General features: G+C 64.0%; 25 protein-coding genes and 2 pseudogenes. 3 read left to right on the top strand and 24 right to left on the bottom strand.

The features are described from left to right. The first annotated feature begins 88 nt into the window (after positions 1–88). Together RQI43_RS09200 and RQI43_RS09195 are read left to right on the top strand one after the other, a co-directional pair. Positions 89–286 carry a hypothetical protein gene (locus tag RQI43_RS09200; protein WP_018042694.1) on the top strand — a complete coding sequence of 66 codons (198 nt, stop codon included), beginning with the start codon at positions 89–91 and terminating at the stop codon, positions 284–286. Positions 287–900: 614 nt separating this feature from the next. Then, the gene (locus RQI43_RS09195; protein WP_311274955.1) at positions 901–1203 is read left to right on the top strand and encodes a hypothetical protein; all 303 of its coding nucleotides are present in this window, start codon (positions 901–903) and stop codon (positions 1201–1203) included. Between the two features lie 403 nt (positions 1204–1606). Here the strand turns inward: RQI43_RS09195 and RQI43_RS09190 are convergent, their stop codons facing one another. The 4 genes and pseudogenes from RQI43_RS09190 to RQI43_RS09175 all read right to left on the bottom strand — a co-directional run. Next, positions 1607–4714: an efflux RND transporter permease subunit gene (locus tag RQI43_RS09190; protein ID WP_311274954.1), complete on the bottom strand. Its 3108-nt coding sequence runs from the start codon at positions 4712–4714 to the stop codon at positions 1607–1609. Further along, the gene (locus tag RQI43_RS09185) at positions 4711–5796 is read right to left on the bottom strand and encodes an efflux RND transporter periplasmic adaptor subunit (protein ID WP_311274953.1); all 1086 of its coding nucleotides are present in this window, start codon (positions 5794–5796) and stop codon (positions 4711–4713) included. Before RQI43_RS09185 ends, RQI43_RS09190 begins: the two co-directional genes overlap by 4 nt. Positions 5797–6132: 336 nt before the next feature. Further along, positions 6133–6396, bottom strand: a complete 264-nt coding sequence (locus RQI43_RS09180; protein WP_311274952.1) for a hypothetical protein — start codon at positions 6394–6396, stop codon at positions 6133–6135. A 189-nt stretch (positions 6397–6585) separates the two neighbouring features. After that, positions 6586–7023: pseudogene (locus RQI43_RS09175) on the bottom strand (3-deoxy-D-manno-octulosonic acid transferase); the annotation flags it as partial. Here RQI43_RS09175 and RQI43_RS09170 point away from each other — a divergent pair. Next, positions 7015–7536: pseudogene (locus RQI43_RS09170) on the top strand (metallophosphoesterase family protein); the annotation flags it as partial. The pseudogenes RQI43_RS09175 and RQI43_RS09170 overlap by 9 nt on opposite strands. A 25-nt stretch (positions 7537–7561) precedes the next feature. Here RQI43_RS09170 and RQI43_RS09165 read toward each other — a convergent pair. The 20 genes from RQI43_RS09165 to RQI43_RS24550 form a co-directional block, all read right to left on the bottom strand. Then, a complete protein-coding gene (locus RQI43_RS09165) occupies positions 7562–7723 on the bottom strand; it encodes a hypothetical protein (RefSeq protein WP_200919205.1) in 162 nt (53 codons plus the stop codon). Positions 7724–8132: 409 nt separating this feature from the next. Beyond that, positions 8133–9089: an ATP-binding protein gene (locus RQI43_RS09160; protein ID WP_311274951.1), complete on the bottom strand. Its 957-nt coding sequence runs from the start codon at positions 9087–9089 to the stop codon at positions 8133–8135. 43 nt (positions 9090–9132) lie between these two features. Continuing rightward, positions 9133–9714: a SpoIIE family protein phosphatase gene (locus tag RQI43_RS09155; protein WP_311274950.1), complete on the bottom strand. Its 582-nt coding sequence runs from the start codon at positions 9712–9714 to the stop codon at positions 9133–9135. After that, a complete protein-coding gene (locus RQI43_RS09150; RefSeq protein ID WP_311274949.1) occupies positions 9711–10154 on the bottom strand; it encodes an ATP-binding protein in 444 nt (147 codons plus the stop codon). The genes RQI43_RS09155 and RQI43_RS09150 overlap by 4 nt, the downstream gene beginning before the upstream one ends. After that, on the bottom strand, positions 10151–10594 hold the full coding sequence (locus RQI43_RS09145; RefSeq protein WP_311274948.1) for an anti-sigma regulatory factor: 444 nt from the start codon (positions 10592–10594) through the stop codon (positions 10151–10153). The genes RQI43_RS09150 and RQI43_RS09145 overlap by 4 nt, the downstream gene beginning before the upstream one ends. Then, positions 10572–10961 carry an STAS domain-containing protein gene (locus RQI43_RS09140; protein WP_056424960.1) on the bottom strand — a complete coding sequence of 130 codons (390 nt, stop codon included), beginning with the start codon at positions 10959–10961 and terminating at the stop codon, positions 10572–10574. Before RQI43_RS09140 ends, RQI43_RS09145 begins: the two co-directional genes overlap by 23 nt. Next, positions 10961–11818 carry an STAS domain-containing protein gene (locus tag RQI43_RS09135; RefSeq protein WP_311274947.1) on the bottom strand — a complete coding sequence of 286 codons (858 nt, stop codon included), beginning with the start codon at positions 11816–11818 and terminating at the stop codon, positions 10961–10963. Before RQI43_RS09135 ends, RQI43_RS09140 begins: the two co-directional genes overlap by 1 nt. Then, a complete protein-coding gene (locus RQI43_RS09130; RefSeq protein ID WP_056424954.1) occupies positions 11818–12207 on the bottom strand; it encodes a response regulator in 390 nt (129 codons plus the stop codon). The genes RQI43_RS09135 and RQI43_RS09130 overlap by 1 nt, the downstream gene beginning before the upstream one ends. A gap of 147 nt (positions 12208–12354) precedes the next feature. Continuing rightward, entirely contained in the window at positions 12355–13590 is a 1236-nt protein-coding gene (locus RQI43_RS09125) for a methyl-accepting chemotaxis protein (RefSeq protein ID WP_311274946.1), read from the bottom strand. A 3-nt stretch (positions 13591–13593) separates the two neighbouring features. Then, positions 13594–13968 carry a response regulator gene (locus RQI43_RS09120; protein WP_056424947.1) on the bottom strand — a complete coding sequence of 125 codons (375 nt, stop codon included), beginning with the start codon at positions 13966–13968 and terminating at the stop codon, positions 13594–13596. A 126-nt stretch (positions 13969–14094) separates the two neighbouring features. Then, positions 14095–14895, bottom strand: coding sequence for a ParA family protein (locus RQI43_RS09115; RefSeq protein WP_311274945.1), 801 nt, complete (start codon positions 14893–14895; stop codon positions 14095–14097). Next, positions 14892–15143 (bottom strand): hypothetical protein, encoded by a 252-nt coding sequence (locus tag RQI43_RS09110; RefSeq protein WP_056424942.1) that lies wholly within the window; start codon positions 15141–15143, stop codon positions 14892–14894. The genes RQI43_RS09115 and RQI43_RS09110 overlap by 4 nt, the downstream gene beginning before the upstream one ends. Further along, positions 15143–17797 carry a chemotaxis protein CheA gene (locus RQI43_RS09105; protein WP_311274944.1) on the bottom strand — a complete coding sequence of 885 codons (2655 nt, stop codon included), beginning with the start codon at positions 17795–17797 and terminating at the stop codon, positions 15143–15145. The genes RQI43_RS09110 and RQI43_RS09105 overlap by 1 nt, the downstream gene beginning before the upstream one ends. Further along, on the bottom strand, positions 17794–18177 hold the full coding sequence (locus RQI43_RS09100; RefSeq protein WP_311274943.1) for a response regulator: 384 nt from the start codon (positions 18175–18177) through the stop codon (positions 17794–17796). Before RQI43_RS09100 ends, RQI43_RS09105 begins: the two co-directional genes overlap by 4 nt. 1 nt (position 18178) lies before the next feature. Beyond that, complete coding sequence (locus tag RQI43_RS09095) at positions 18179–19054, bottom strand: protein-glutamate O-methyltransferase CheR (RefSeq protein ID WP_311274942.1); 876 nt, start codon at positions 19052–19054, stop codon at positions 18179–18181. Then, the gene (locus RQI43_RS09090; protein WP_056424935.1) at positions 19054–19671 is read right to left on the bottom strand and encodes a HEAT repeat domain-containing protein; all 618 of its coding nucleotides are present in this window, start codon (positions 19669–19671) and stop codon (positions 19054–19056) included. Before RQI43_RS09090 ends, RQI43_RS09095 begins: the two co-directional genes overlap by 1 nt. A 1-nt stretch (position 19672) precedes the next feature. Then, entirely contained in the window at positions 19673–20776 is a 1104-nt protein-coding gene (cheB, locus tag RQI43_RS09085; protein ID WP_056424932.1) for a chemotaxis-specific protein-glutamate methyltransferase CheB, read from the bottom strand. Between the two features lie 195 nt (positions 20777–20971). After that, positions 20972–22573: a chemotaxis protein CheW gene (locus tag RQI43_RS09080; protein ID WP_311274941.1), complete on the bottom strand. Its 1602-nt coding sequence runs from the start codon at positions 22571–22573 to the stop codon at positions 20972–20974. Between the two features lie 30 nt (positions 22574–22603). After that, a complete protein-coding gene (locus RQI43_RS09075) occupies positions 22604–24535 on the bottom strand; it encodes a methyl-accepting chemotaxis protein (protein ID WP_056424924.1) in 1932 nt (643 codons plus the stop codon). A gap of 1651 nt (positions 24536–26186) precedes the next feature. Next, entirely contained in the window at positions 26187–26561 is a 375-nt protein-coding gene (locus RQI43_RS24550; protein WP_405030583.1) for a DUF6538 domain-containing protein, read from the bottom strand. Positions 26562–26693: the final 132 nt, after the last annotated feature.

The following is a 26693-nucleotide window of genomic DNA, read 5'->3' as shown; positions in this document are numbered from 1 at the left end:
CCAGAGCGCCCGCTGGGTTTGTTCCGTCAGTAAGCGATATGGCTATTAAAGGGTGGAAGGCGCGGAAGGCTTGCGCCATATAGGGGACATGACCGAAACATCGACATACCCCTACACCCTGGAAATCCTCAGCCCCCGCACCGAGGGCGCGACCTACCAATGGGCCATTCGCAAGGGTGGCAAGCTGGTTCAGCGCTCGGACCGAAGCCTGACCAGCGAGGCCAAGGCCCGCGAGAACGGTCTCGCTCAGATCGAGAAGCTCCTATCGGGCTTTGGCGAGCGATAAGCTCGGTTTTCTTCGGTTCCGCACTCGGATAGCGGCAGGTCCTGGTTGAACGCCGGACCGCCGCTAAGACCGTATCGCCGGAACGTGACGTGGGGGCGGGCCTCCCCCGATTGGCTTCGGCCGATGGGACATATGGCGTCACGGTTGATGCCTGAGCCCTTCCACGAACGCCGAACTCCTTCCTGACTACCCTGGCCGCAGCGACCTAATCCGAATGGGTCCTGACGGCCGCTTTGCAAATCGCGTTGGCATATTATATCCCAGTATGTGTCTCTGACGCCGATTGCTGGGAGGTCGCTCGATAGTGAAGCTGGTGCAACCCGATCGTCCAATCTGGCCTCCTGTTCCGGACGAACCCAATGAGGTGCCTCCTTCGATAGAGGATGGGCTTCAGGGCGGAACGCCAAGCGAACGGATACCGCAGGCGGAACCTGGATACAGCCATGAGACCGAACGTAAGGAGCTTGTTCGACCCGCCATATTGCCGGGTTCATAGCTGGCTGCCTACACAGGTCTTGAGTTGTGGCGAGTGTGATAGACTGCAAAGCTTGAAACTGATCGCCCTCACGTAGGTTGACGTCCCAGAGATTCACTTGTGAATTCTGGGACGTTTCATGACGAAGATCGCCACTTCCTTCTTTGCGGTGATGCTGACTGTGTCCGCTCCCGCCTTCGCACAATCGACAGGGCCGGCGGAAATCAAGCAACCCGGCCCGGCACGTATGACAACGCCAGGGACCACCGGCGCACCGGTGGTAAAGCCGGGGGGCATCGATAACGGCGGTCCAGGCTCTATTGGAACCGAGGCGTATGGTGCCGTAGGCGCGGAAAGCCGTTCGAATAACTCGGGTGCTGCGGGCAACGCCAACAAGCCTGAAGTCGCGATCCCCAATACGGGCGGCGGTGGTGGACGATAAACCGCGCGTCGGACGTAGTCCCACAAACGTATTGGTGCTGGTCAGTTGCTCGTGCCGACGGTATAGGTTTGGGCTTTCGTTGAACGATGGCTGTATATCGTCGGATATGACTTGGATTATACGATGATATCATCTCAAAATTAGATTTTATTCATTCGAGTGCTGAAAATTATAACGCTACGGGTGTGTGATGAATTCGTGGCCTGTATGGCATTCAAGCAATCCAGTATTTGCATTTTGGCGGAAGCCGCTCCGGTTCATCGACCATAGACCAGTTATCAGACGATCGACCGGCCCGCGCGAGGAGGGCACCATCGCGAGCCGGTCGATGTACCGCGCATTCACCGGGTGAACGCGCGATGTCGGCATGCCCGAAGCGGTCGGGCATGATTGATGTGTCCCCTCACGATGCGGCCGGGTGAGCCATCGAGGTCGCGCCGGCAGTCGTCCGGTCCTTGTCCGGAACTCGCTTCACGCGGAACCAGAGGGCATAGAGTGCGGGGAGGAACAGCAGGGTCAGAAGCGTCCCGACACCGACGCCTCCGATGAGGACGTAAGCCAGAGCCCCCCAGAACACCGAATGGGTGAGTGGGATGAAAGCGAGCATGGCGGCGGCTGCGGTCAGGATGACGGGGCGGGCGCGCCGCACCGTCGATTCGACGATGGCGTCGTAATCCGACAGGCCGGCTTCACGGTCGTGGTGAATCTGGTCCACCAGAATGAGCGTATTGCGCATCAGGATGCCAGACAGGGCGATCAACCCTAGGATGGCGTTGAAGCCGAAGGGCTGGTGAAAAATCAGCAGAGTCGGCGCGGCACCGACCAAGCCCAGCGGGGCGGTGGCGAAAACCATGAACATGGCCGCGAACGAACGCACCTGAATCATGATGACCGTGAGGGTCACGATCAACATGATCGGGAAAACCGCCACGAGCGACATCATCGCCTTCGCGCTTTCCTCGACCGCGCCGGCTGTGTCGATGCGGTAGCCCGGGGGTAGCTTGGCCTTGATCGGATCGAGCAGGGGCGCAACCTGAGCGTGGATGTCCGGTGGCTGCTTTCCGTCGATCACGTCGCCCTGGACGCGGATATAGGTCTCGCGATTGTAGCGCTTCAGGACTGCATCCTCGCTGGTGCTCTCGAGCCGGGCGACTTGGGACACGGGCACTTGGCGTCCGTCCTTCGTCGCCAGCGTCAGGTCACCGATCTCGCCGAGTGAGCGCCGCTCCGGGCCGGGGCTGCGCAGCAGCACATCGACCGAGCGCAGGTTCTCGCGCACCTGCGTGGCGGGGGTGCCGTTGAGATAATTCTGCAGCTGCTGGCCTGCCTCCTTCGGGGTCAGCCCGATCAGGCGCAGTCGCTCCTGGTCGAAGGCGAGCCTCAGATTGGGGGTCTTGTCGCCCCAGTCCAGATGAACCAGGCGCAGGTTCGGGTTGGCCGCCATGACCTCTCGGATCTCAGCTGCGATGCCACGGATCACGTCGAGATCAGGACCGACGACCCGGAAGGCCACGGGGAAGCGGATGGGGGGGCCGAACACGATCTGCAGCACGCGCACCCGCGCCTCGGGGAAGCGGCCCTCTTCCACAAGTTTGCGGACTCTGCCGCGTAGGACGTCGCGGGTCGCCGCATCGGCGGTCTGCACCACGATTTGGGCGAAGGCCGGATCTGGCAGTTCGGGATCGAAAGAGAGCACGAAGCGGGGCATGCCCTGGCCGATATAGCTCGTGATCTCCCCAGCCTCGGACAGTTCGCGTACGGCCGCTTCGATCCGCTTGACGCTGGCCTCGGTGGTGGCGAAAGCCGATCCCGCCGGCAGGGTCACCTCGACGATGAGTTCGGGGCGCTCGGAATTCGGAAAGAACTGCTGTTCGACCTTCCCCATGGCGACCACCGCGAGCGCGAACAGACCTACCGTGATGCCGGCTGCCATCCATTTGTGGTCGACCGACATCCGCACGACGCGGCGTAGGCGCTGGTAGTTTTTCGTGGCGTAGATGGCCTCGTGGCCGCCTTCCACTTTCTTGATGTTCGGCAGAAGCTTGACGCCGAGATACGGCGTGAAAGTCACGGCGACGATCCAAGAAATGATCAGCGAGAATGCTACGACCCAGAAGATGTTACCGGCATACTCCCCGGCGGTGGAAGCGGCGAAGCCCACCGGCAGGAAGCCCGCGATGGTGACAAGCGTGCCCGTCAGCATCGGCGCGGCGGTGGCGCTCCAGGCATAGGTCGCGGCCTCGATCCGGTCGGCGCCTTCCTCCATGCGCACCACCATCATCTCGATGGCGATGATGGCGTCATCGACGAGTAGCCCGAGCGAAATGATGAGGGCGCCCAGTGTGATGCGGTCGAAGTCGCGGCCCGTCACCATCATGACGACGAACACCGCCGAGAGGGTGAGCGGCACGGCGAGCGCCACGACGATGCCGACCCGGAAGCCGAGCGCCACAAGGGAGACGAAGATCACTACGCCGAGGGCCGTGAAGAACTTGACCATGAATTCATGGATGGCGTCGTCGATGACCTTGGCCTGGTCGGTGATCTTGGTGAAGGTGATGCCCACCGGCGTCTCGTGATGGATCACCACCTCCTCGGCATTGAGGGCCGCGCCGAGGTTCAGACCATTGAAGCCGGGCTTCATCACGAGGCCGAGCATGAGCGCCGGTTCGCCGTCGTTGCGGATCTCGAAGGTCTTCGGGTCTTCGTAGCCGCGCTTGACCTCGGCGATATCGCCTAGCTTGAGACTGCGGTCACCGGCCGCAACGGGGAGGTTTCGGATCGCGTCGAGTCCGTCGATGGCGCCGTCCAGGCGCAGGTAGACGCGTGGACCCACCGCCTCGACGAAGCCTGCCGGTGTGACGTCGTTCTGATTGGCCAGCGCCGCCAGCACTTGCTGGCCGGTGATTCCGAGAGTGGCGAGGCGCTGATACGAGATTTCGACGAAGATCTTCTGGGCCTGCTCGCCGAGGATATTGATCTTCTCGACGCCGGGGACGCGCAGCAGGCGCTGGCGCATATCCTCGGCCCGTAGCACCAGCTGCCGGTGTGGAAGACCCTTTGCCTGCACCGCGTAGAGGGCGAAATAGATGTCGGAGAATTCGTCGTTGAACAGCGGCCCAAGCACGCCACGTGGTAGGCTGGAGGCCTGATCGGAAAGCTTCTTCCTGGCCTGATAGAACTCCGATTGGAGCTTGGCCGGCGGCATGTTGTCCTTGAAAATGACCTTGGTCATCATCAGGCCGGGCCGGACCGTCGTCTCGGCGCGATCGTAGTAGACGAGTTCCTGCAGGCGCTTCTCGAGCGGGTCGGCGACCTGACGCTGCATTTCCTCGGCGGTGGCGCCGGGCCAGGCAGCCGAAACCGTCATCACCTTGACGGTGAAGGCCGGATCCTCTCCTCGCCCGAGCTTTTCGAACGCGAAGAAGCCGGCACCCGTTAGAGCAATGAGGAGAAAGAGCGTTACCGCTCGTTCTCGGACCGCGAGTGCTGAAAGGTTGAAGCCGCTCACCGCACGACTCCCGTCATGCTCGCCGGGGCCGGCCTGACCTTCTGGTCGGGCTTCAGCATATGAGCACCCAGCGCCACGATACGGTCACCCGCACTCAGGCCCGCGACGATGTCCGCGCGCTCCTCGCCCATACGAGCGACCTTCACGACTTGAGGCCGCACTGTTTCGGTGGCTGCGTCGTAGCGCCAGACGGAGGTACCTTGGCCTTGGTCGAACAGCGCGCCGAGCGGAACTTCCACCGCGGCGGCACGGCCGGCACTCAAGGTCTTGAGCAGCAGGGTCACGGTCGCGCCGAGTGGCGCGGTCTCGCCGCCGCCCGACAGGATGTAGCGCGCGCGGTAGGTGCGCGTGGCGGGGTCGGCGGTTGCAGAGAGTTCACGTAGCCGCGCGGGATAGGTGCTCTCGCCTTCGGCGTAGAGGGTGGCCGAGGCTTCGCCTTGCGCGGCACGCCGGCTGCCCTCCGGCAGGAACACTTCTGCCTCGCGGGCGCCATCGCGTGCCAGTTTCACCACCGTCTGCCCGGCGGCGACCACCTGACCGGGCTCCGAGGGGACCTCCATCACGACCCCGTCGGCATCGGCCTGCAACTCGGCATAGCCGGCTTGGTTGGCGATCTGGCTCGCTTGGGCTTCGGCATTGGCGAATTGCGCGATGGCGGCGTCGGCCGCGCCTTTGTTCTGATCGTAGGTCTGTTTCGAGGTCCAGCCGTCGGAGGCGAGTTTCCGGCTGCGCTCCTCGTCGGCTTTGGCCTTGATCATCTGAGCGCGGGCAGCCTCGACGGAGGCGCGGGCCGCGTTGAGCGCGAGGCTGAAATCGGTCCGGTCCAGGCGCATCAGAGGCTGGCCGCGCGTCACCCGGTCACCCGGATCGACGAGACGTTCGAAGATCTTACCTCCGACGCGGAAGCCGAGATTGCTCTCGGTGCGAGCCCGGATCACCCCCGTGTAGCGGGCCATCCCGCTGCCGCTGCGCACGACCTCCACGGTCTGGACCAAGGGCGGCTGAGGTGACACGGCGGTCTCGGCCGGCGAGCATGCCGTCAGGGCAAGCCCGATCATCCCGAGCGCAATCCTCGCATCCATCACGCATTTCCCCGTCGGCGACTCATCGCGAATAAGATGATGAGTAACATATATTTTGCCAAAGAGAAGCGTCAAGATGCGTCGCCGTAGAGCGCGCCCTGTCTGAGGACCTCGCTCTCGGCCTATTCGGGGAAAGGCGGCTCTGCCGGTACTGAAGGCCGCGGCGGCTAGAGTTTCGTCGTCTCCGCCCGCATTGTGATCGGGCCGGCAAGGACTCTCGGCGAAAATCTCAGAACACGGGCAACGGCATGAGCCGATGCTTGGTCACGCCGCACAAAGAGGCCTTGCGACTCCCGTTCTCAACGAAACAGCTGGCGCCAAGGCCGAAAAATAGGGTCAGCCCCGCATGGGCCGGGCTTGCAGGATGGCCGCCAGCACGAAGGGGCGCTTCATCAGGGGGCCGGTATTGCCCCGGTTGACGAGATCATTCGCGCCGGGATGCCGTCGCACGGCTTTTCCCAGATCGAGACGGTAGCCTTCCTTGAAAACGAAAGGCGGCGCCATCGAATTTGCAAGAAACACTTCGACGGCAGCCGCCACTTCCTCTTGGGAAATCAAATTCAGGTCGCACAGGGCGGCTGTCGTCAGCTTTTCGGTCATTCCGAATGGTAGAGCCGCGCCGCTTTCCCGGCAACCATTAGCGCATTCAGTGCTGCTGCATTCTTCATCGGGCAAGCCATGCCTGACGGTCTCGCAGCCGTCAGCCGAACCCCTGAACCATCCGTCTGAGCCAGCGCACTAGTGATGGGTCGATGCGTTAGAGGGCGCACGCGACTTGCTTCAGTGACAACGCCGGTGCAGGGCGATGATGGTGTTCGGCCAGATCTCCGATTCCGCCACCGGCGCCAGGTCCGGATGCCAGTGATCGAGGAACCGTTCGATCCAGCGCGGCGCGTCGAGGGGCATGTACTGATGGACCGCACCCGCGGGCAGGCGCCGCCCGATCAGTTCGGCGGCGCTGCGCGTCCCCGTCGTGACGAGGACGCTGAAGCCCCGGGCGATCATGCCGTCGACCAATCCGACGAGCGAGAGGGCCTCGCCCACGCTTGCTCCGTGCATCCAGACCAGGGACCCGATCGGGCGGGCTCGTCCGGCAAGGCCGCGACGCTCAGGCAGGCGCCCGGGATCCTCCTTGCCCTGGCGGGAGCGCCAGGCCAGCAGGCCCGCCACCGCCGGTTCACCGACATAGAGGCCGAAGCGATAAGCCCGTAGAGCGATTTCCCCTATCTCCGGCGCCGTGGACCGCTCGCCCTGATCGGGGTCTCGTCCGCGATTCCCACCAAGCCCTTTGTCGCCAGTGGGCGCCTCGGCCCGTCGCAGATCGAGGCTGTCGAGACCATTCTGAAACGGCTGGGCGCCGAGCCCGAACCACCGTTTCGCGTGGCGATGATCCATCATCCGCCGCAGCCAGGGGGGGCGTCGCCCGGGCGCGAATTGAAGGACGCGGATGCGTTCACGGCGATGATCGCGCGTGCCGGCGCGGACCTGATCCTGCACGGGCACAACCATGTGGGGAGCATCGCCTTCGTCGAAGGCCCCGGTGGTGCCGCCGTCCCGGTGGTCGGAGCGCCTTCGGCCTCGGCGGTGTCGCACGGCGGCACCTTGCACCGCCGCGCGAGCTATCATGTCTATACGGTCAGAAAGGCCGACGACCGCTACGTGATCGAAGCCAAGGAACGCGGGTTGACGGAGGCCGGGGCGATTGCCGACCTCCGGGTGTTGCAGCTGACGCGAAGATGACCGCTCACCTGCCGGCGATGCCGGATCAGGCCGTCAATCCCACCAGGGGGCGCTGGGCCTGACGGGAGATGCTGGCCTGATACAGCTCTGCCTGAAGCCGCGTGAGGCCGCTCACGAGGGCCGTCGGACCCCGATAGACCGTATAGGTGCCGTCATGGGTCGGTTTGACGTGAATCGTCTGGGACATGGACTGTCTCCCGGCCTCGAGGAATCGGTCGATTCATTCTTTCGGAGTAGGTAGTGTTAATCGGGCGTTCATCCGCCGCAAGTGTGGCAGACGCCTATTCAGTCTACATTCGTCATTGCATCGCACTCCGACCCAAGCGGTGCTCACACACCCCCGGCACAAGAACACGTTCACGATCAACGACGGACAGCAGATTGGTGCGTCGCACAACGATGCATATTCCGCGTCGGTAGCGCTCTGTGCTCAGGCCGATTTGGGCAGTGGCGAAAACTCTTACGGATCATGAGGGCGACCTGACAGCCCACCCTGCGCTGAGCAAGCTGCCGGGCGGACGCCCCGTCATATCGATGCGGATGAAGCCGTGAGGGGATCACGTAGGCCGCTGCCGGCGAGGTGCGGCGATGGGCTGTCAGAACATCACTGGAAACGACATCGTCACTACCGTGCCGCGCTCGAACCGCGACGCGATCTCGAACTCGCCCGACCAACCCATGACGATCCCCTTGACGATGGCGAGGCCTAAGCCGGTGCCCCGACCCTCGGTCTTTGTGGTGAAGAAAGGATCGGTCGCACAGGCAGCGACCTCTTCGGACATGCCACACCCATCGTCGATCACCACGAGCTGAAGGCATGGCACCTCGGCAGGACCCGCGGTGAAGCGCCGGTTGCAACGGTCGACCCGCACCGTGATGCGCGATGCCTCGGCCTGCATGGCGTTCTGGACGAGATTGAGCAGGATCTGGGTGACCTCGCTCTCCGTGGCAAGAACCGGGCTCTCGGTATCCCGAATCGCGACATCGAGAGGCGGACGCAGCATTGGCTGGAGGAACGCGCAGGCATTCTCCACCGCATGGCCCAAGGGTATGGCTTCGGGTACCCTGCGCTCCTGTCTGACATAGGCCAGGATGTTGCGGATGACCCCGACCGCCTGATCGGCGCAGGCGAGGATGGTTTCGAGGTCTGCCCGCTCGGGCGCATTCGCCTCGAAATCCGCGAGCATGATCTCCGTCATGCCATGGACCGGCTGAAGCAGGTTATTCAGTTCGTGCGCCACCGAGCCAACCATCTGGCCGAGGGTCTCGAGGCGCTGACGCTCCCGTTCCGTTCGCTTGCTCTCCTCCTGCCGCTGCCGTTCAAGCAGTTCGAGCTTGCTCCCGAAGGCAATGGCCGCCGCGATGGCCAGGGCGCTCAGACAGGCCGACATCCGGCGGATCATGGCCGGCTCGCTGATGGCGATTCCCATCTCCGAGAGGGATAGAGTGGCCCCCTCGTGAAGGCCGACAATGTCTTCGAGCGAGACACCTGCCGCGATAGCCTCGCGGCCAAGCTCCTCGATATCGACGAGAGCGGCCTCCCCCTCGGTCATCACGTAAAGGCCATCCCGGCGGCATAGCGGTCGAGGAAGACCTTCACGCCACGGCTCCGTCGAAGGCGACGCAGAGGACGGAGCAATCGTCGCTCTCGCATCCGAAGCGTGCGAGCAGGCAATCCGCGAGCCTTTGTGGTTCGTCGCGAAACCGCCAGCACGTCTCGTCGATATCCACGTGCCGCAGGCCGTCGCTCCATAGAACCAGCACGTCCGCCGGATCGAACGCGAATGTGAGGGGGCGGATCGCTCGGATTCCCGCCCCGACGATGCCTGCGGCCCCGTCGAAGCGCCGCGTTCGAGCGCCGAAGATCCCGCCCTGAATGTTGCCGACCCCCGCAACGGTCAATGTCATCGCGGCAAGGTCGATCTGCACGAGGGTGGCCGCCACGCCCCGTGTGCGCACGATCGCCCGATCGGCCCGTTGCATCCGTTCGGCCAGGCCGAGGCCGGAAGAATCCTCCACGGCGGCCACGAAGGATTCGGCGGCGAGCCGCGCGGAGGTGCCATGCCCGAGGCCGTCCGCGACGGCGATGAGCGTCGCGTCATTCTCCCGCCACCAGGCGACGACGTCACCGCAAGCGGTCTCACCCGGGAATGAGCGCAGGGACGAGGCGATCTTCATATACGGGTCAGGCTGCAGGCGATGCGGGTTCCCTCGCCGGGACGCGTCGTCAACGCGAAGGTGTCGACGAGGCGCCTTGTCCCGGGCAACCCGCATCCCAGGCCCCCGAGGGTCGAGTAGCCATCCTGCATGGCCAGAGCGAGATCGGGTATGCCGGGGCCGTCGTCCTCTGCGGTGAAGCCGATGGTTGGAATGCCGTTCACCAGCGCGGCTGTCAGGTGGATGACGCCGCCACGGTCGGCATGGAGGACGAGATTGGTCGCGATCTCGGACACCGCCGTGGCGAAGCCATAGGCCTGCACCGTCTTGAAGCCATGTCGGCCGGCTATATGCCGCGCGGCCCGCCGGGCCTCGGCCACGTCGATCTCCGCGATGATTCGGAACATCAGCGTTTCGAGGGGGGCCTCGTCCGGACGTTCGGATCCGATGGGCGTCGTCATGTATGCCGCACCATCTGCGCCCGGATCATGGTTCGTCCCGGCCGCGTCTCCACGATCATGTCGTCCATCAGCCTGAGGACGGCTGACATGCCGAGACCGAGTCCTCCGCCGGTCGAGAAGCCCGGGGTGAGGGCGGTGGTCACGTTGTCGATGCCGGGTCCCCGATCCTCGATTTCCAGCACGATGGTGCGGGTCAGGGCCGCCACCTGTGTGGTGATGCGGCATTGGCCACCGCCGGCGTAGCGGAGGGCGTTGCGGGCCAGTTCGGAGATCACCGTGGCGAGGCGGGTCTGATCGACGGTGCCTAGCCCTATGTTCCGGGCTGCGTCCCGCCCGGCCTGACGCGCGATTAGGATGTCTTCCTGTCCGTGAATCTCCACGACCGATACCAGGATCGCCGACGTCTCGTCGGGAAACTCAGACCTCGGGTGGTTCGTCACGGTGACCTCCGCGGGTGGCCATCGCCCTCTGAACCTTCGCGACGCCGCCTTCGAGGTCGAACGCCGTTTCCATCTGAATCAGGTTCTGGCCCATCTCCACCAGAGTCAGCGCCACGGCGGGGCGCATGCCGGCCAGTACCGCGACACCGCCCATGATGCCGACCATCTTGGCGGTCTCCGACAGCACCCGCGCCATGTACGAATCCACTACGTCGACGGCGGTGATGTCGATGACGAGCCCATCCGCGCGGTCGTCGCGGAGCAGGGCCAGCGCATCGATCTGCAGATCCATGACCTGCTGGTCCGTCAGGTCGGCGGGCAGGGAGGTCAGCAGGACGCGCCCGAGCTTCAGGATCGGGACGCGCATCAGAACCCCGCCTTGCTGGGCGGTGCCTGGCCATCGGCGGAGAGCAGGCGGAAAGCTTCGCCGAGGCCGGCCCGCAAGGTGCCGCGGGTGATCATGCTCGTGAGGTTCACATCGAGCTTCACCAGGGTCTGCGCTGCATCCGGGCTGATGCCGGTGACGATGACCTTGGCGCCCAGAAGGCGTGCCGCCTCCACGGTCTTTGTGAGATGGAGGGCGACGCGGCTGTCGATCACCGGCACTCCCGTCACGTCGAGGATGGCGATGTGGGCTTCCTCCCGCGTCAACGCTTCGAGCAGCCATTCCATGATCTGTCGCGCCCGCTGCGTATCGACGATGCCCACGAGCGGCATCAGCACGATGTGGCGCCAGATCGGCAGGGCCGGTGTTGCAAGGTCGAGAAGCGCACGGCTCTGGCGCTCGATCAGCCGCTCGCGGGTCTCGACGAAGGCCGAGAAGGTCACAAGGGCAACTCTGTCCACCGTGGCATTCAGGTGCGCGAGAGTCGCGAGGAGTTCGGACGAAAGACCGCCGGCTTCGCGCTGGATGACCGCGCTGACGACGGGTTTGAGCGACATGACGAGGGTCGCGGTCTGGGCGGGGGTGTAGCCGTCCCGAGCCCGCGCCGAGCTGATGATGGTGGCCTGTGAGGCGACCTCGCGGAAGCTGTCCTCGGTTCCTTCAATGCCGCTGAGGAAGAACGCCGTCAGCGCGTCGAGAAAGGCGGCGAGTTCGATCCGCAGAACGCGGGGTGAAGCACTCGGTGTCACGCCGGCACCGCGATCGTCGCGTAAACGCTCGATCCATGAATCGATCACCGCATCGCGGTGCTCCGACAGGATCCGTCCGAGACTGTGCATCAATTCACTCCCTTCAGACGGGCGGCGAGCAGTTCCGTCACGCAGTTCAAGAGCTCTTGCATGCCCACGGGCTTCATCAGCACGCGGTCGGCTCCGGCCCGGATCGCCTCTTCGGTAGAGAAGAGCTGGGGCATCCGTGGCGCCCCGCCCGTGATCGCCACCAGGGGAAGCGGCCGGGTGCGCGATTTCACGTGCTGGATCAGCGTCAATCCATCCTGTCCCGGCATCCAGAGATCGGTCACGATCAGGTCGAATGAACCCGATCCCAGCGCCTGTTCCGCTTCGCCCACGGAACCGCATTCGGTCACCAAATGACCGCCGCGTTCGAGGAATTTGCGGATGGTCCGCCTGACGACAGGGATGTCGTCCACCACCAGGACGGTTGCCATGCGCGCGTGATCACTTTCTGCTTGTAGACGGTACCAGCGGAGCCGAGAGACCGGACGTTAATGTAGGTTACCATTATCCCGCTCTAGGCGCAGCACGGTGACCCATCGTTTGTGGCTCAGGCCCCATGCGTTTCATATGCAGGGAGCCTAGAAAAGCTCGATCTCGTCGCCGCCTCCGACGACGAGTTTGCGCGGTGGGGATGGGCCATCGGCGTTCGCCACGGCGGCGAACTGATCGAGATCGGGCAACTCGCCCGTGGACTGGGCGGCGTTACCCAACGCATCGAGATTGTGGCGTGCCGCCGCGAAGATCGTCTCGAGATGTTCGAGACGTTGGCGCGTGACATCCTGGAACTGAATCGAAGCCATGAGCTCGACCACCGGCTGAGCGATGCGTGCGCTTTCGTCCTGAACCTTCACCAGCGTGTCGCGCTGATGCGAGATCAGTCGCTCCATGTTCTCGGTCAGGTCCGATATCGCCGTCGAGATCTTCCCGAGTTCCACACGCTCACCCGCGATGCGGTGACTGACGAGGGTCGTCAGGTTTTCCCGAATCGAGCCACGCAGCGTCATCAAACCCTCGTTGATGCGGGTCGCCGCCTGATCGGAGGCTTGCGACAGCTGCTTGACCTCGGAGGCGACAACGCCGAAGCCGGCCCCGAACTCCCCAGCGCGCGCCGCCTCGATAGCGGCGTTGAGAGCGAGGAGATTCGTCCGCCTTGCTATGTCGCGGATACCGCCGACCAGGCCGCTCAGTTGATCCGTCGCGGTTTCCACGTCCTCGAGCCGGACGCGGCACTCTTCGATGTCCCGATCACGGCTTTCGAGAAAGGCCGCGATCAGGTTTCGGTTCGTCACGAGTTGCCGGTCGGTCTCCTCCACGATCTCGATTACGCGGGTGTTGGACCCGGACGAATCGAGGAAGCTCAGAAGGTCCGACATGGCGATGTCGACCGCTCGCAGGCTCATCATGATGTTATAGGCCGCCGCTTCGGTCTCGGATGTCACCGAAGCGGTGTCACGCGAGGCCCGCGCGAAGAGCTGATCGTAGACGCCGAAATGCTGCGTCAAGGCATGGTTGAATGGCGGAGGCTCGGTGCCGGACGGCCTGTCCGGCTCCTCCTCACCCGCCTTCGTCTCAGTCTGCTCATGGACGTCGTCGTCCGCGGCAGGGGCGGAAGCAGGATCGTCGGTTCGACCGCCGGACAGGCGTGTCGCGGTGGAAGCCAGCCACGTCGTCGCGAACCCTGCCGCCGCGATGGCGAGGAGGGCCGGCGTGAGACCGAGCGTGGGCAATCCGGCCGCGCCGACGACGAGGGCCGAAAATCCGGCCGCGAGCGGTGCGATCCGCTCCGGCGGTGGAAGGATGGCTTCCCGCCTCATGATTCAGGCGCCCGGCACGAGCTGGCGAATGACCTTGATGAGGGCGGTTGCATCGACTGGTTTCACAATCCAACCGGTGGCTCCGGCCGATTTAGCTTCGTTCCGTTTGTCCTGCTGCGACTCCGTCGTCAGCATCAGGATCGGCGTGAATTGAAGGCCAGGAAGCTTACGTACACGGCGGATCAGCTCGATCCCGTCCATCGCGCCCATATTGAGATCGGTGATGACGAGAGAAGGCTTGGTTCCGGTCTTTAAAGTCTCGAGCGCCTGCTCACCGTTCGCTGCTTTGACAACGCCGAGTCCAGCTTTGGTCAGAATTCCCTCGATGCTCATGAGCATCGTAGGGGAATCATCGACGATCATGATGGTCGCTGCCATGAATGCTCCTTAGACAAATTATAGAAGTCGAGATCAGTCGTAATTTTCTGGAAACCAATCAATAGGTGCAAAATCATTGATTAGTGGTTTAATTGTTCCAGATCCATCTTCTTTCCCCAGCGCATTTCAGGATAAACGGGTATCAAAAGCCTGATCGGGGTTGAGTTCAGGCCAGAGTCCCCCCAGTTCATCCGCCAGCACGCGATAATCGGCCGCACCACGACTGCGCGGGGCGTAATCGTGGATTGGCCGCCGGGCAGCGAAGGCCTCCGCGAGCTGAATGTCGGATCGGATCCCGCTGAGCAGGCGGTTGAAGCCGAACTCCGTGCCGACATCCTGCAGGGTATCCCGGTGATGGCTCGTGCGCGGATTCAGCATCACGGGAAGCAGGCCCGCCAGCGTCAGCCCCGCATTCACCGTCGTGGCGATCCGGAAGAACAGCCGCGTCAGTTGCCGCACGCCTTCGGCTGACAAGGCGTGGGGGATCATTGGGATCAGGACGCTATCGGCGGCCGCCAGGGCATTGACCAGGACCATGTCGAGAGAGGGCGGCGTATCGAGGATGACGAGATCGAACCGCTCGGCGATGGCGGGGGACCGTAAGTTACGTCGCAGAGCCGAGACACTTCGGTCGGCTACGCCCGTCCCGTCGAAGAGCGGGTCGGCGGGCGCCACCGCGACATTGGCCGATACGCTCGGCCGGATGGCCTCCTCGAGCGAGAAGCCCGTCTTGGAGAAGATGTGATGCGCCGTCGGCTCGTCCCGGCCCGCCACCACGCCGAAGCCGAGCCCGGCATGCCCCTGTGTGTCGAGATCGACGAGCAAGATGCGATGGCCGCGTGCCCCCCACTCCGCCGCGAGGTTGACAGCCGTCGTGGTCTTGCCGCTGCCTCCCTTCCGGTTGGAGATGGCGAGAATGGCGGTCACCTGTCGGCTCCGATCCCGCTGAGGAACGGCATGATTGCCTGGGCGAGCGTGGGATCCGACGGCGGCGCGATGCTGGCCGGCCGTGCGGCCGCCAGCACTTGGAGCAGGGCCGTGTGCAGGCCGGCGCATTGCGTCAGCACGACCTTGGGCACCTTGACCCGGCCAAAGAAGGCCTGGAGGTCGAGGGCTTCCTCCACCGAGCAATGACCTTCGAAATGCACGGTCGTGCGAGCAATTCTCAGCGGCATCAGATCAATTCCTTGAGGTCCAGGATGAGCAGGACGCGGCCGTCTCCCAGGAGCGCGGTCCCCGAATAGCCCCGCATGCCCGCCAGGGCGCCCTGGAGGGGCTTGAGGATCACGTCCATTCCCTCGCGGAAATCGTCGATGACGAGGCCCACATGACGGCCGTCGATCTGGCAGACGAGGACCGCCTCCTCGGCTTCCTCGTCGCTGTTCCGCTGGCGCGCCGGCACGCCCAGCAGGGTCGACATCCGCATCAGAGGGATGACGATGTCGCGCAGGACGAAGGCTTCGGCGCGCTTGATCCGCTGGATCCGGCTTTCCGGCACCCGGACCGTCTCGGCGATCATGTCCATGGGCACGCCGTAGACGCCATCCGCGGCCTCCACGACCATCACCCGCGTCACCGCCATGCTGAGCGGCAGTGTGAGTCGGGTGGTGGTGCCTTCGCCCAGGCGCGATGTCACGGAAACACGGCCGCCGAGCTTCTCGACCGTGGTCAGCACCACGTCCATGCCGACGCCGCGACCGGACAGGTCGGAGATCTCATGCGCCGTGGAGAAGCCCGGCCTGTAGATCAGGTTGATCGCCTCCTGATCGGACAGGCGGCCGGCCTCATCGGCATCGATGACACCCTTCTCGATCGCCGCGGCGCGGATCCGGGCCGGATCGATACCGCGCCCGTCATCCTGCACCTCGATGACCACGCCGTCGGCTTCCTGGCGGGCCCGCAGACGCAGGCTCGCCGTGCGTGCCTTGCCGGCGGCCTCGCGTATCTCGGGCTGCTCGATGCCGTGATCGAGGGAGTTGCGGACGATATGCAGCAGCGGGTCGCCGAGCGCTTCGATGATCGTCTTGTCGGCCGCCGTGTCTTCCCCTTCCACGGACAGGTCGATCTGCTTGCCGAGCTTGCGGGCGAGATCGCGTACCAGACGTGGGAATCGATCGAAGATGTCCGAGACCGGAAGCATCTGGACCTGCATGATCGCGCCCTGCATTTCCTTCGCGAGGCGGTCGATGACAGCGTATTGCTCCTTGATCTCCCGCGACATGTCCCGGGAGCCGTAGGTTTCCTCCGCCCGTTTGGCCAGGAAGGGCAGGCTGTTCTTCGAGACTACGAGCTCGCCGATCAGATTCATCAGCAGATCGACTTTGGCTTGCTCGACCTTGAGGGTCTTCTGTGGCGCGCGCACCTCCGGAGCTGCATTCCGTGCGGCTCCGTCCGGCACCGGTGCGGTACTCTTTGGGAGATCGGCAGCCTTCGGCAGGTCGGTTGAAGAGGTAATCGAGGGGAGTGGATCCGAGGGGGGGAAGGTATCCGGCATCCCACCGTTTTCGAGCACGTCCAGGAAGATCAGGAGCGGCAGGGTCGAGCGGCTCTCATGAGTATCCACGATCGCCTGCTGGAACGCATGACGTTGCGCGTCCAGGCCAAGGCCGACGAGCAGGTTGCCGACGACCGCCGCGACGGAGGCCAGCCGAATCTCGTCATACCCCTCCTTGCCGAGGGCTTGCCGTTGGCCCGCAAGAATGCTGCGAGCCACCGCGCCGTTGGGGCCGTCCAATAGCGTAGTCGGAGCCCCCGACGCAGTAGCGGATACGGTGGAATTCCCTACGCCGCCGAAACGCCCGGTTCCGGCCGCGTGGATCAGGGCGCGGACGAGGTCGTGGTCCGGAGCGGTGGCGGAGATTGCGTCTTCGAGCCAGGATAGGGCGTCGTTGCGCCATAGACCCGGCCCGGTGAAGCTCCGAAGCGTCGCCGCGCTGGCACGGATGGCCGCGAGATCGCCCGCGGCGTGCTGGGCCGAGGCGGCCTCGTAAAAATCGTCCCAGACCGGCCCGTCGCTCGGCTCGCCGGCAATCTGGACGAGGTCACGGGCAGAGACCGGGCTGAACGAGACCTGATCCAGCTCGTAGCGTATCGCCTGCTCCACCTCTGTCCGGGGGGCGTCCGTGAGGATGTGGAAGCGCAGGTTGCAATGGTAGGGGTCGAGATCAGCTACCGGTCCCCAGGGCGCCACCGCCTCGATGGTGAAGGCCATGGCCTCGGGAACCTGGAGGGCGGCCTGAAGCGGGTCGGTGCCCGCATAGAAGCAGCCGGGGTCGGGCTCGTAGCACAAGGCCAGAACGGTCGCGCCTCGACAGGCACGACGGAATCCCTCCCGAAGGGATTCCACGGGCAGGCGATGCAGCCAGATCGGCGGCGCTTCGGCCGGCAGCGTTGCGTCAGCCGTCGTGGCGGTTTCCGGCGAATCCTTGGAGGCGACCCGAGCACGCAGGCCCGATGCCATCCGGCTGGCTACGCCATCGGCATCGGCGGGAAGCTCGGCGTCGCCTTCGAGACGGTCGACCCAGAGGCTGACCTGGTCCAGGCTGTCGAGCAGCATGTCGACAAGGCTCGAATCGAGGACGATTTCCTGCGCCCGAACCGCACCGAGCAGATCCTCGGCGGCGTGGACGAGACGGGTCAGCGCGGTCGCGTCGAACAGCCCCGACGACCCTTTCAGGGTATGAACGGCCCGAAACACTTCATTGATCGCAGGTCCGTCCTGCGGGTTCTTCTCGAGCCGGAGCAGGCCGCCGGCGGAGGCCTGCAACAGTTCCCGCGCTTCCGGAATGAAGCGCTGCAGCAAGGGGTTGTTACGGCTCGGGTTGCTCATGCCGCTGCACCGGTGAGAAGGCGGGCGGTCTGGACCAGAGCGACGGGATCGGCGGGCTTCACCAGGTAGAGGTTGGCGCCTGCATCATAGGCTCTGGCGGCATCCTGGTCACCGGCTTCGGTACTGATCGCCACCACGGGAATCGCCCGTAGTGCCGGCTCGTTCCGAAGGCGAGACAGCAACTCGTAGCCGTCCATCTTCGGCATGTTGATGTCGACGATCAGCATGTCGAAACGGCCGAGAAGCGCCCGCTCCAATCCCTCGAATCCATTCGCCGCCTCCTCGACGACGAAGCCCGCCCGGCTGAGCACGTCGCGGTAGAACATGCGCATCGTCGCGCCGTCCTCGACCACGAGGATCTGTTTCTGTTCGGCGCTCATCTCAATCGTTCCCGAGAGGCTTCTGATAGACGATCGTGTCGCCGAATTTGCGCGGCTGAAACATCGACGAGATCCGGCTCATGCTCTCGGAATGCCCGAGGCAGATGAAGCCGCCCGGCGACAGGCAGTCGTAGAGTGCTTCGACGGCCAGCCGGCGCGACACGTCGTCGAAGTAAATCAGAAGGTTACGGCAGAAGATGACGTCGACGGCGCGGTAGCGGGTCGTATGTAGGGGGTCGACGATATTGGCGATGGAGAAGTCGACGGATTCGCGTAACTCCTCGCGGAGTTGGAAGCGATCCGGTCCGACACTTTGGAAATACTTCGCACGCAGTGCCGGAGTGAGCCGGTGCAGCGAGCGCTCGCCGTAAATGCCCTGGCGTGCCTCGTTCAGCACGCGGGTGTCGATGTCCGAACCCCTGATCTCGATGGCGAAATCATCGGCCCGCGACCAGTTCTCGATGATCTGGATCGCGACGGAATAGGGTTCCTCGCCGGTCGAGCACGGCATCGACCAGATCCGCAGGGTATCGCCGATCTTACGCGAGCGTGCGATCTCCGGCAGCATGCCCTGGACCAGGGCATTGAACTGATAATCCTCGCGGAAGAAATAGGTCTCGTTCACCGTCATGATGTTGACGAGGCATTGAAGCTCCTCGCCAGAGGCCTGGAAGCGAACCAGATCGAAATAACGCCGGAAGCTTGTGCTTCCCGTCTTTTCCATACGGTCATACAGGCGCTTCTCGACGAAGTACCCTTTCTTGTCGTTGAATAAAATGCCTGTCCTACGATAGAAGAACTCAAAGAAGATGTTGTATTCTTCTTCGCTGATCGGAGAGTGCCCCTGTCTCATCGTCATGGCGCTGGAGAGCGGCATTACAATCCTCTGATCCGGCGGATCACGGCCGAAACCGCGAAGGCAATGAAGGGGACGTCGGGGAAACGGCCGGGGAGGGCTTCCAGCGCGGGAATGGCGTGTTCGGTGCCGATCTCGGCCAGTCCCTCGACGGCGGCCGCGCAGACATTCACGTGCTCGTCCTCGGCCACGACCTGTGTCAGCCAAAGCGGCGTGCTGGGATGCGGCAGCAGGCTCACGATGTTCACCGCGAAGATGCGCACGTCGCTATCGGCATCGGCGAGCAACTCGGCGACGAACGGCTCGACCTCGGACGGCATCTCCTGAAGCGCCTCGATGACGGCATTGCGCAGGCCGGTATCCTCGCTGCGCAGGAACGGCAGCAGGCCTTCCACCACGCGCTCGGATTTCAGCCGAATGAGAGACGTGACGATGGCGCTCCGGACACTGAGGGCGCTCTCCACTGCCAGCCGATCGCATAGCAGCGGCACTGCTTCCGGGACTGCGCCGAGGGTCCGCGCGGCACCGCGACGCGCCGAAGCCTCCAGGGAGGCGAGTTCGAGGCTCAGCGTCGCCAGATCGATGGTGGACGCCATTACCTGCGTGTCGCCGAGTGCGGCGGGTTTCCTCAGTGCCATCCTAAGCTCCCTGGGCTCGAAGGCCGGCCTGTGGCCGAAGCCAGGCGGTGAGTTGTGCGGCGATGGCGTGGCTCGGCAGCACCATGCTGGCGCCTCCGAGCTTGATGAGTTCGTTCGGCATGCCGAACACGACGCTGGTGTCGGCATCCTGTGCGATGGTCAGGCCGCCGCGCTGGTGGATCCGGGCCATGGCCTCGGCGCCGTCATTGCCCATGCCGGTGAGTTGCACGCCGATGAGCTGCTCGGCGGGAAAATGATCGAGGGCGCTAACGACCAGGCGGGTGACGCTCGGATGCCAGAGATGATCCTGAGACTGGGGCAGCGGGGTCGCCGAATGACCGGTGCCGCGCTTCGTCACGACGAGGTCGGCGTCGCCCTTGGCGATATAGATCGTTCCTGCCGCCAGCGGCGTCTGGCGCGCCGCCTCGACCACGGACAAGGCGCAGAGCTCGTTCAGGCGCCGGGCGAAGACGCCGGTGAAGCTTCCGGGCATGTGCTGGGCCACCAGGACCGGCCAGGGGAGATCGGCAGGCAGAAGCGGCAGGATTTCCTCCAGCACGCTCGGGCCGCCCGTGGAGACGCCCACCAGGACGAGGCCCATGCGGCCCCGCGCGCCGGCCCTTACGCGGTTCGAGACGCTGTCGACGGGCGCCGAAGCGGGTGCGGGGCGCCTCGCCCCGATGCGCTGGCGCAGACCGATGCTACGCCGGATCCGCACCCGTGCAGCACCGCGGATCTTGGTGAGCAACTCGTGGTGGATGCGGTCGATCGACAACGAGATCGTACCACCGGGCTTCTGGACGAAGTCCACCGCACCGAGCCGCAACGCCTGGAGGGTCGTCTCTGCGCCTTCCTCGGTGATGGAGGAGACCATCACCACGGGGCGCGGGTAATCGCTCATGATCCGGGAGAGGCAGGTGATCCCGTCCATCTCCGGCATGTTCACGTCGAGGGTGATGACCTGCGGGTCGAATTCCTCCAGGCTCGCCAGGGCCTCGACGCCGTTGCGTGCGGCACGAACGATGAAATCGCCCTGGCCTTCGAGCAACTGGGTCAGATGCCGGCGCATGAGCGCGGAATCGTCGACGATGAGCACCTTGATCATGCAACTGTCTGACGGGTGAGGTGAAAAGGAGCAGAGGCGGAAGAACGGCACGATCCGAATTCGTGGATCGATGTCCCGTCCCGCGAAGGTCAGCCATGCCCGGGACCGACCGTCATCCGACGCCCATCGAGGGCGGCCGAACGACGGGCGGATTTCCGGAGCGGCCGGGACCGTGAGGCCGGTCCCGGCCGGGTATCAGTGCGTGACCTGTCCGATGGAAGCCGCTTCGTCGGTGTCCAGAAGCTGCAGGATATCCAGCAGCAGGATCATCCGCTTCTGATCCTCGAGGTTGGCCACCCGGCGGATCAGTCGCTTCTGCGCATCCGAGAGGTGAGGGGCATCTCCGATCACCTTGCCGGAGATACGCATCACCTCGGACACGGAATCCACGATGAAGCCCGTGCGCACGTCGCGGATCGTGAAGACCATGATCCGCTGGCGGTCGCTGCGGTCGGCCTGGGCAAGGTTGAAACGCCGCCGCTGGTCGATCACCGGCAGGACGACGCCCCGGAGGTTGATGACCCCCTCGACGAAGGCCGGCGCGCGGGGGATTCGGGTCAGCTCGTCGGGGACGCGGACGATCTCCTGCACGGCTTCGATCGGGACGCCGTATTCCTCGTCCATCAGGCGGAACACCACGAACTGTTCCTCGTCGAGGCTGTCCTGGAGCGTCTCCCGCTCAGAACCGGTGCTGGTGCCCATCATCGTCTCCCCGGCCTTCACGGCCAAACGCAGATCGGCGGTGTCGAACATCCGCCCCGCCGAGAGGACCGAGACTAGGCGCTTGCCACCCTGAAGGCGGCAGATCGCCTGGATCTCGTCCATTGTGCCGTCATGGCTGAGAAGGGTCGGCATGGCCTCCACGAGGCTGCGGTTGACCCGCAGGACCTCCTTGACGCTGTCCATCACGACGCCGACCGAAAAGCCGGACTCACCGCCGAGGGACACCACCACCACCTTGTCGGTGCCGCTGAACGCTTTCGCGGGCAGGCCGAACATCTCGCGGAGCGAGACGAGCGGCAGGAGCCGGTTCCGCAGGGTGATCACTCCGAGCACGTGGCCGGGAGTGTTCGGGATCTGGGTCACGTGCTCGGGGAGCTGCACAATCTCCTGCACCTGCTCGATGGGAAAGGCGTATTCCTGCCCGGCCACCTCGAAGCTGACGAGCTGGTCCTCATCGACCACCGCGTCGACCGATATGGAGACGGATGCCGTCCCGTCCGAGCCGATGAGGCCGCCCGCCGAAGACCGCTGGGCAGCGATGGAGCTGAACTCCCGCTGCACCAGCTGCACAGAGTCGAGGATCATGACCATCGATCCGCCCTTGGCGTCCTTGATCATGCCGGTGAGCAGCTCGGTATCGACGGTGCCGCGGAGCGAGGAGGCGGGCTCGATCCGCTCTGCATCTACGGTCACCACATTGGCCATCCGATCGACGACGAAGCCGATCGGACTGCCCTGGTCGAGCACCACCACGCGGGTCGCGTCGTCGTGGAGCACCGGCGGGAAGTTCAGCACGTCCCGGAGGTTGAGGACGGGTAGGACCGTGCCCCTGAGGTTGGCGAGGCCGAGGAGGGAGCCCGGGCTGAGGGGGACTCGGACCACGGTCGGGACCCGGATGATCTCCTGGACATCCGAGAGGGAGACGGCGAACATCTCGGTCTCGATGTGGAAGATCACGAATTGCCGTGCTTCCGTAAGTGCCGCGTCCGAGACGGGCGGCGGGGCGGCGCGAGCCGCTGGAGGCGCGAACTTGGCCTCCAGCGTTTCTAACGCCTGGGCAACTGCTGGTGCCATGGGGGTGTCTTCCCTTCGAGAGAGCTCGGTTCAGGCGGCCTGGAGCTCGTCGGCGAGGGAGGCGATCTCTTCGATGGCAGCGGCGAGTTGTTCGGCGCCCTTGGCCTGCTCGCGGGCCGCGTTGCCGGCCTCGCCCGAGGTGCGCACCGCCTGCTGGGCCGCCGCCGCCACCTGTTCGACGGCGGTCTGAACCTCCGTCACCATGCGGACGATCCCGTCCGAGCCGTTCAGGATCTCGCGGTTGCCGGTGATGATGTCGCCCATCTCCTTGGCAACCAGCTCCAGGTTCTTGGAGATGATCGCCGACTTCTCCACCTCGACGACGGCCGCCTCGGCGATTTCCTGGATATCGCCGCGCACGAACACGACCGTGTCCTGAATCGCCTTGACGGTATCCTTGATCCGCTCGGCATTCTCTGCGGAATCCCGGGCTAGGTTGCGGATATCCGTCGAGACCACTGCGAAGCCCTTGCCGAACTCGCCGGCCCGTGCGGCCTCTACGGAGCCGTTGACGGCCAGCATGTTGGTCTGGATCGAGACCGTGGTGATCGCATCGACGATCTTGTCGATGCGGCGGCTGACCTGTTCCAGGGCCGCGATCTGATCACGGCTGAGGCGACCGGCCTCGACGGATTTCTGGATTCCGTTCACCATCGTGTCCACCAGGGACTTGTTGTCGGTCAGGATGTCGGCGATGGACTGCGCCTTCTCGACCGCAGCCGTCGCGAAGGCGCGCGATGTCTGGGTCCGCCGCTCGATCTGGGTGATCGCGGCAGAGGATTGCTGTGTGGCCGCCGATTGCTGCTGTGCGCCCTTGGTGATCTGGTCCAGCGCGGTCATGATCTGGGTCGACGCCCGGTTGATCTCTTCCACGGCGCTGGACAGTTCTTCCGCTGCGGAGGCCACCTCTTCGGCGCTCTTGCCGATATTGGCGCTGCTCTTGAGCTCTTCGGCGAGTTCGGAGAGCTCCTGGGACGCCTGTTCGCTCTGCGAGAGGGCCGTCGTCTGCTGCTCGATCATCTTGGCGGCCTCCTGGCAGGCGGAACCCTGCTCTTCGGCCGCCGCCGCGATGATCTCCGCGCCCTTCTGAGACTCCTTGGCGGCGATGCCCGATTCATCGGCCGCCTTCGCCATATCGCGGCACCCGGTGATGATCTCGGCCATGTCCTGACGGATGCGCTCGAGCTGCCCCGTCACGGTCACGCCCTTCTCGGCCTCGCTCCGCGAGGAGGCGGCCGAGCTACCGATGCCGTCCGCCACGATCTTCACGTCGCGCTGGATCTGGGCGACCAGCTCCTGGATGTCCCGGGCCGATTTCTCGCTGGTTTCGGCCAGGGTCCGTACCTCGTCGGCGACGACAGCGAAGCCCTTGCCGTGCTGGCCGGCGCGGGCCGCTTCGATCGCCGCATTGAGGGCGAGTAGGTTGGTCTGATCGGCGATGCGCGCAACGGCTTTGACGATCTCACCGATGGTGGTCGCCTGTCGGTCGAGTTCCTCGACAATCTTGACGGAGGCTTCCTGGCGCTCGGATGCCTTGGCGATGGCCGCGATGGTGTTGCCGATCTGGCCGGCGGTCTCGGCGAGCAGGGCGGACAGGTTCTCGGTCTTACGAAGGGACAGATCGGCATTGTCCTTGGCGGCGAGAATCAGGATTGCGCCTTGGTTCACCGCTTTCATGGTCTCCTGCGCGGCGCTGGCTGCCTCCTCGGCTCCGACGCCGATCTGCTCTGCGGCCTTGCGCAGTTCTTCCGCGGCTGAGGACGCCTCGGCGACGCCGCTGGACAGCTGCGAGGTCGCCGAGGCGATCAGCTCCGCCGCCTTCTGCTGGCGTGCGAAGGTCCGCGCCTTGCGCTTCTCGGCTTCCGCCACGAGATGCGATTTGGCCGGAGGCGAATGACCCTCATCCCGCATGCCATGGGAGACGGGCAGAGCGCGCATCGTCGCCTTCTTCGCAAGAGCCATCTGAGTAAGACCTTCCCAATGTAGCAAGCGGTTGGGAAGGCTCGCTTCTGCTGAAGGCGCTCCAAACCCAAGATAAATTTGAAATTTCCCGGTAGTCTGTGGTTGGAACCAAATTTTACTTAAGTAATGTTCCGTTCCAGCACGATCCAATTGGCCTATATGAATTAAAAAACAGTTAATGCAGGCATTAAGCTCGCTTAATGGAACTCCGATAGGCAAACGTATTCAATTTGCTGAAATATACCTGCAAATAGTATCCCGCACGACGCATAATGGTGACATTAGATATCGATTGCCGATTTGGTTTGACGGGTTCCTCGGATTGAGGATCGCAAAGCGTTAATTCGCCAATTTTTGCTTCGCGATGAGGCTGAACCGCCTCTACGAATTGCTCGAGCCTCCGCACAAAAACGTGCCGTTAATGCATGCTGCAAGTCAGTCGACCTGTTTCATCATGTAATCCGTTGGACGTGCCAGAACGGGGCTGACCATGCGACCTTCTGGCTCATCATTCGAATGCGGGATGCAGACCGCCGGCGCGGACATGCGGAGCATGTCGTTGGCGATATCGAACAGGTCCGCACGTTGACCGACGTGAACCGGGAGCCGCGATCGAGCCGCGTGCTGGAAGTACTCCCCCGTCGCTGTCTGCGCCTCCGGTCCGTTTTCGTGTTGCGGCGATGAGCGATCGGTCTCGTAGGGACCTCGTTCGCAACGAGGTTGCGGGGACCGGCCCTCTATTGTCATGTGAGGGTTACACTGGAACGCAAAGCTTGAGCGAGGACGCGCCTCACCCTAGGCCCATCAGGTCGTGTTCCTTGGCGTGGTGTAGCTTGGTGAGGGCCACCACGATCACCTGATGCATCGAGCAACTGCAGCATTTGTACGACGCTGAAGTGCACCTCGCGCGCACGACCCACGCCCTGAAAGGGCCGCACGAGACGCCAGGCGCTATCGTGAGAAAGCCTATTTGTCGGATCTCCAACGGCATGATTAAGTAGCGCCATGACGATGCTCAGCACGCGATTCGCGGTGCCCTGACTACGTCGATGATGTTCGGCATCGCAATCCCTGTTCCCGATGCCGCTGCGCCATGCTTTTTCTTTTGTCAGCCGGTCGGGAACGTAAAGTTCCGATTGAGTCTAAGCCATAGAGTGCCTTTGGTGTGCGGACCTGCGACGAGTTCATTCGAGCGTCACCCGCCCGCGCCATCGGGAGCCCTGGGCCATGCGGCGTGGCACGGGGGCCCTTACGATCCCGACCAAATGGGTGAGGCCAAAATTGTGGCTACGCTCAGCAACCCCATCCAGCATGAGTGTCACCTACCGTCGTCCCGAGTGGAAGCGGTAGCGCCAGCCCTCCTCAAGCCTGCGTTCCTCCGCGCTCTCCTCAGGGAGTGGCTCCAGCCTCAGCAGAAGCACGGCGAAGCCGTTCGGCTGCAGGTACACCTGCTCTTATAGGGACGGTCTATGGAGGTCACGTTTCACGTCGATCCAGAGATCGGCACTGCACGCGGCGAAGTCGCTCGTGACGTTCGGCCGATGCGGACTGCTGTGATCGAGCGAGTGAACTGGGATCGGGCTTCCGACCGCGGAGATGATATCCGGGAAGGAGAGACCGCGGAAGTATCGCTGCACCCGGCCATTGCCCGTCACGACGATGGCGATCCGCCCGGGGTGGTATTGCACATAGGCTCGAGCCACGGCCTTCTTACCAACCGTGAAGTCGCGTGCGAGCGCAGGAACGTGCTGTAGATCTGAGTCCGATAGGCCGCCATGGCGCCTCGCATTAGGTGCCGGGGCATCAACACAAGAGCGGCGAAGCGGTTGGCCTCGACCTGCGCACCGATCCAATCCCAAAACAGTGAGAGAGCGATCCAGCCTCGCTCGCGCGCTACCGCTTCGCTGGACGTGTCGAGCGCTCTGACAAGGTGCTGCTGACCGACCGTGACGACGAGATGGGCTGGAACCCGTAGGCGAACGTACCAGCGACCACGGCGACATTGCAGATATTCAGCTCGGCGCACCGTTGGCTTCGCTCGCCACAGCCACGGTGACACAGTGTCAAAACGTGGGTTGGGATCGAAAGCTAAAAGCCGTTTGTTGACAGCGGATTATGGTCAAATGGCGGAGGGAGCGTCAGCCATATTGATGTTCAG

Origin of the sequence: Methylobacterium sp. WCS2018Hpa-22 (genome assembly GCF_031843785.1) — a bacterium.
GTDB lineage: Bacteria > Pseudomonadota > Alphaproteobacteria > Rhizobiales > Beijerinckiaceae > Methylobacterium.
Note: the sequence above shows the minus strand (reverse complement) of the source record. Positions and strands in the feature narration are given on the sequence as shown.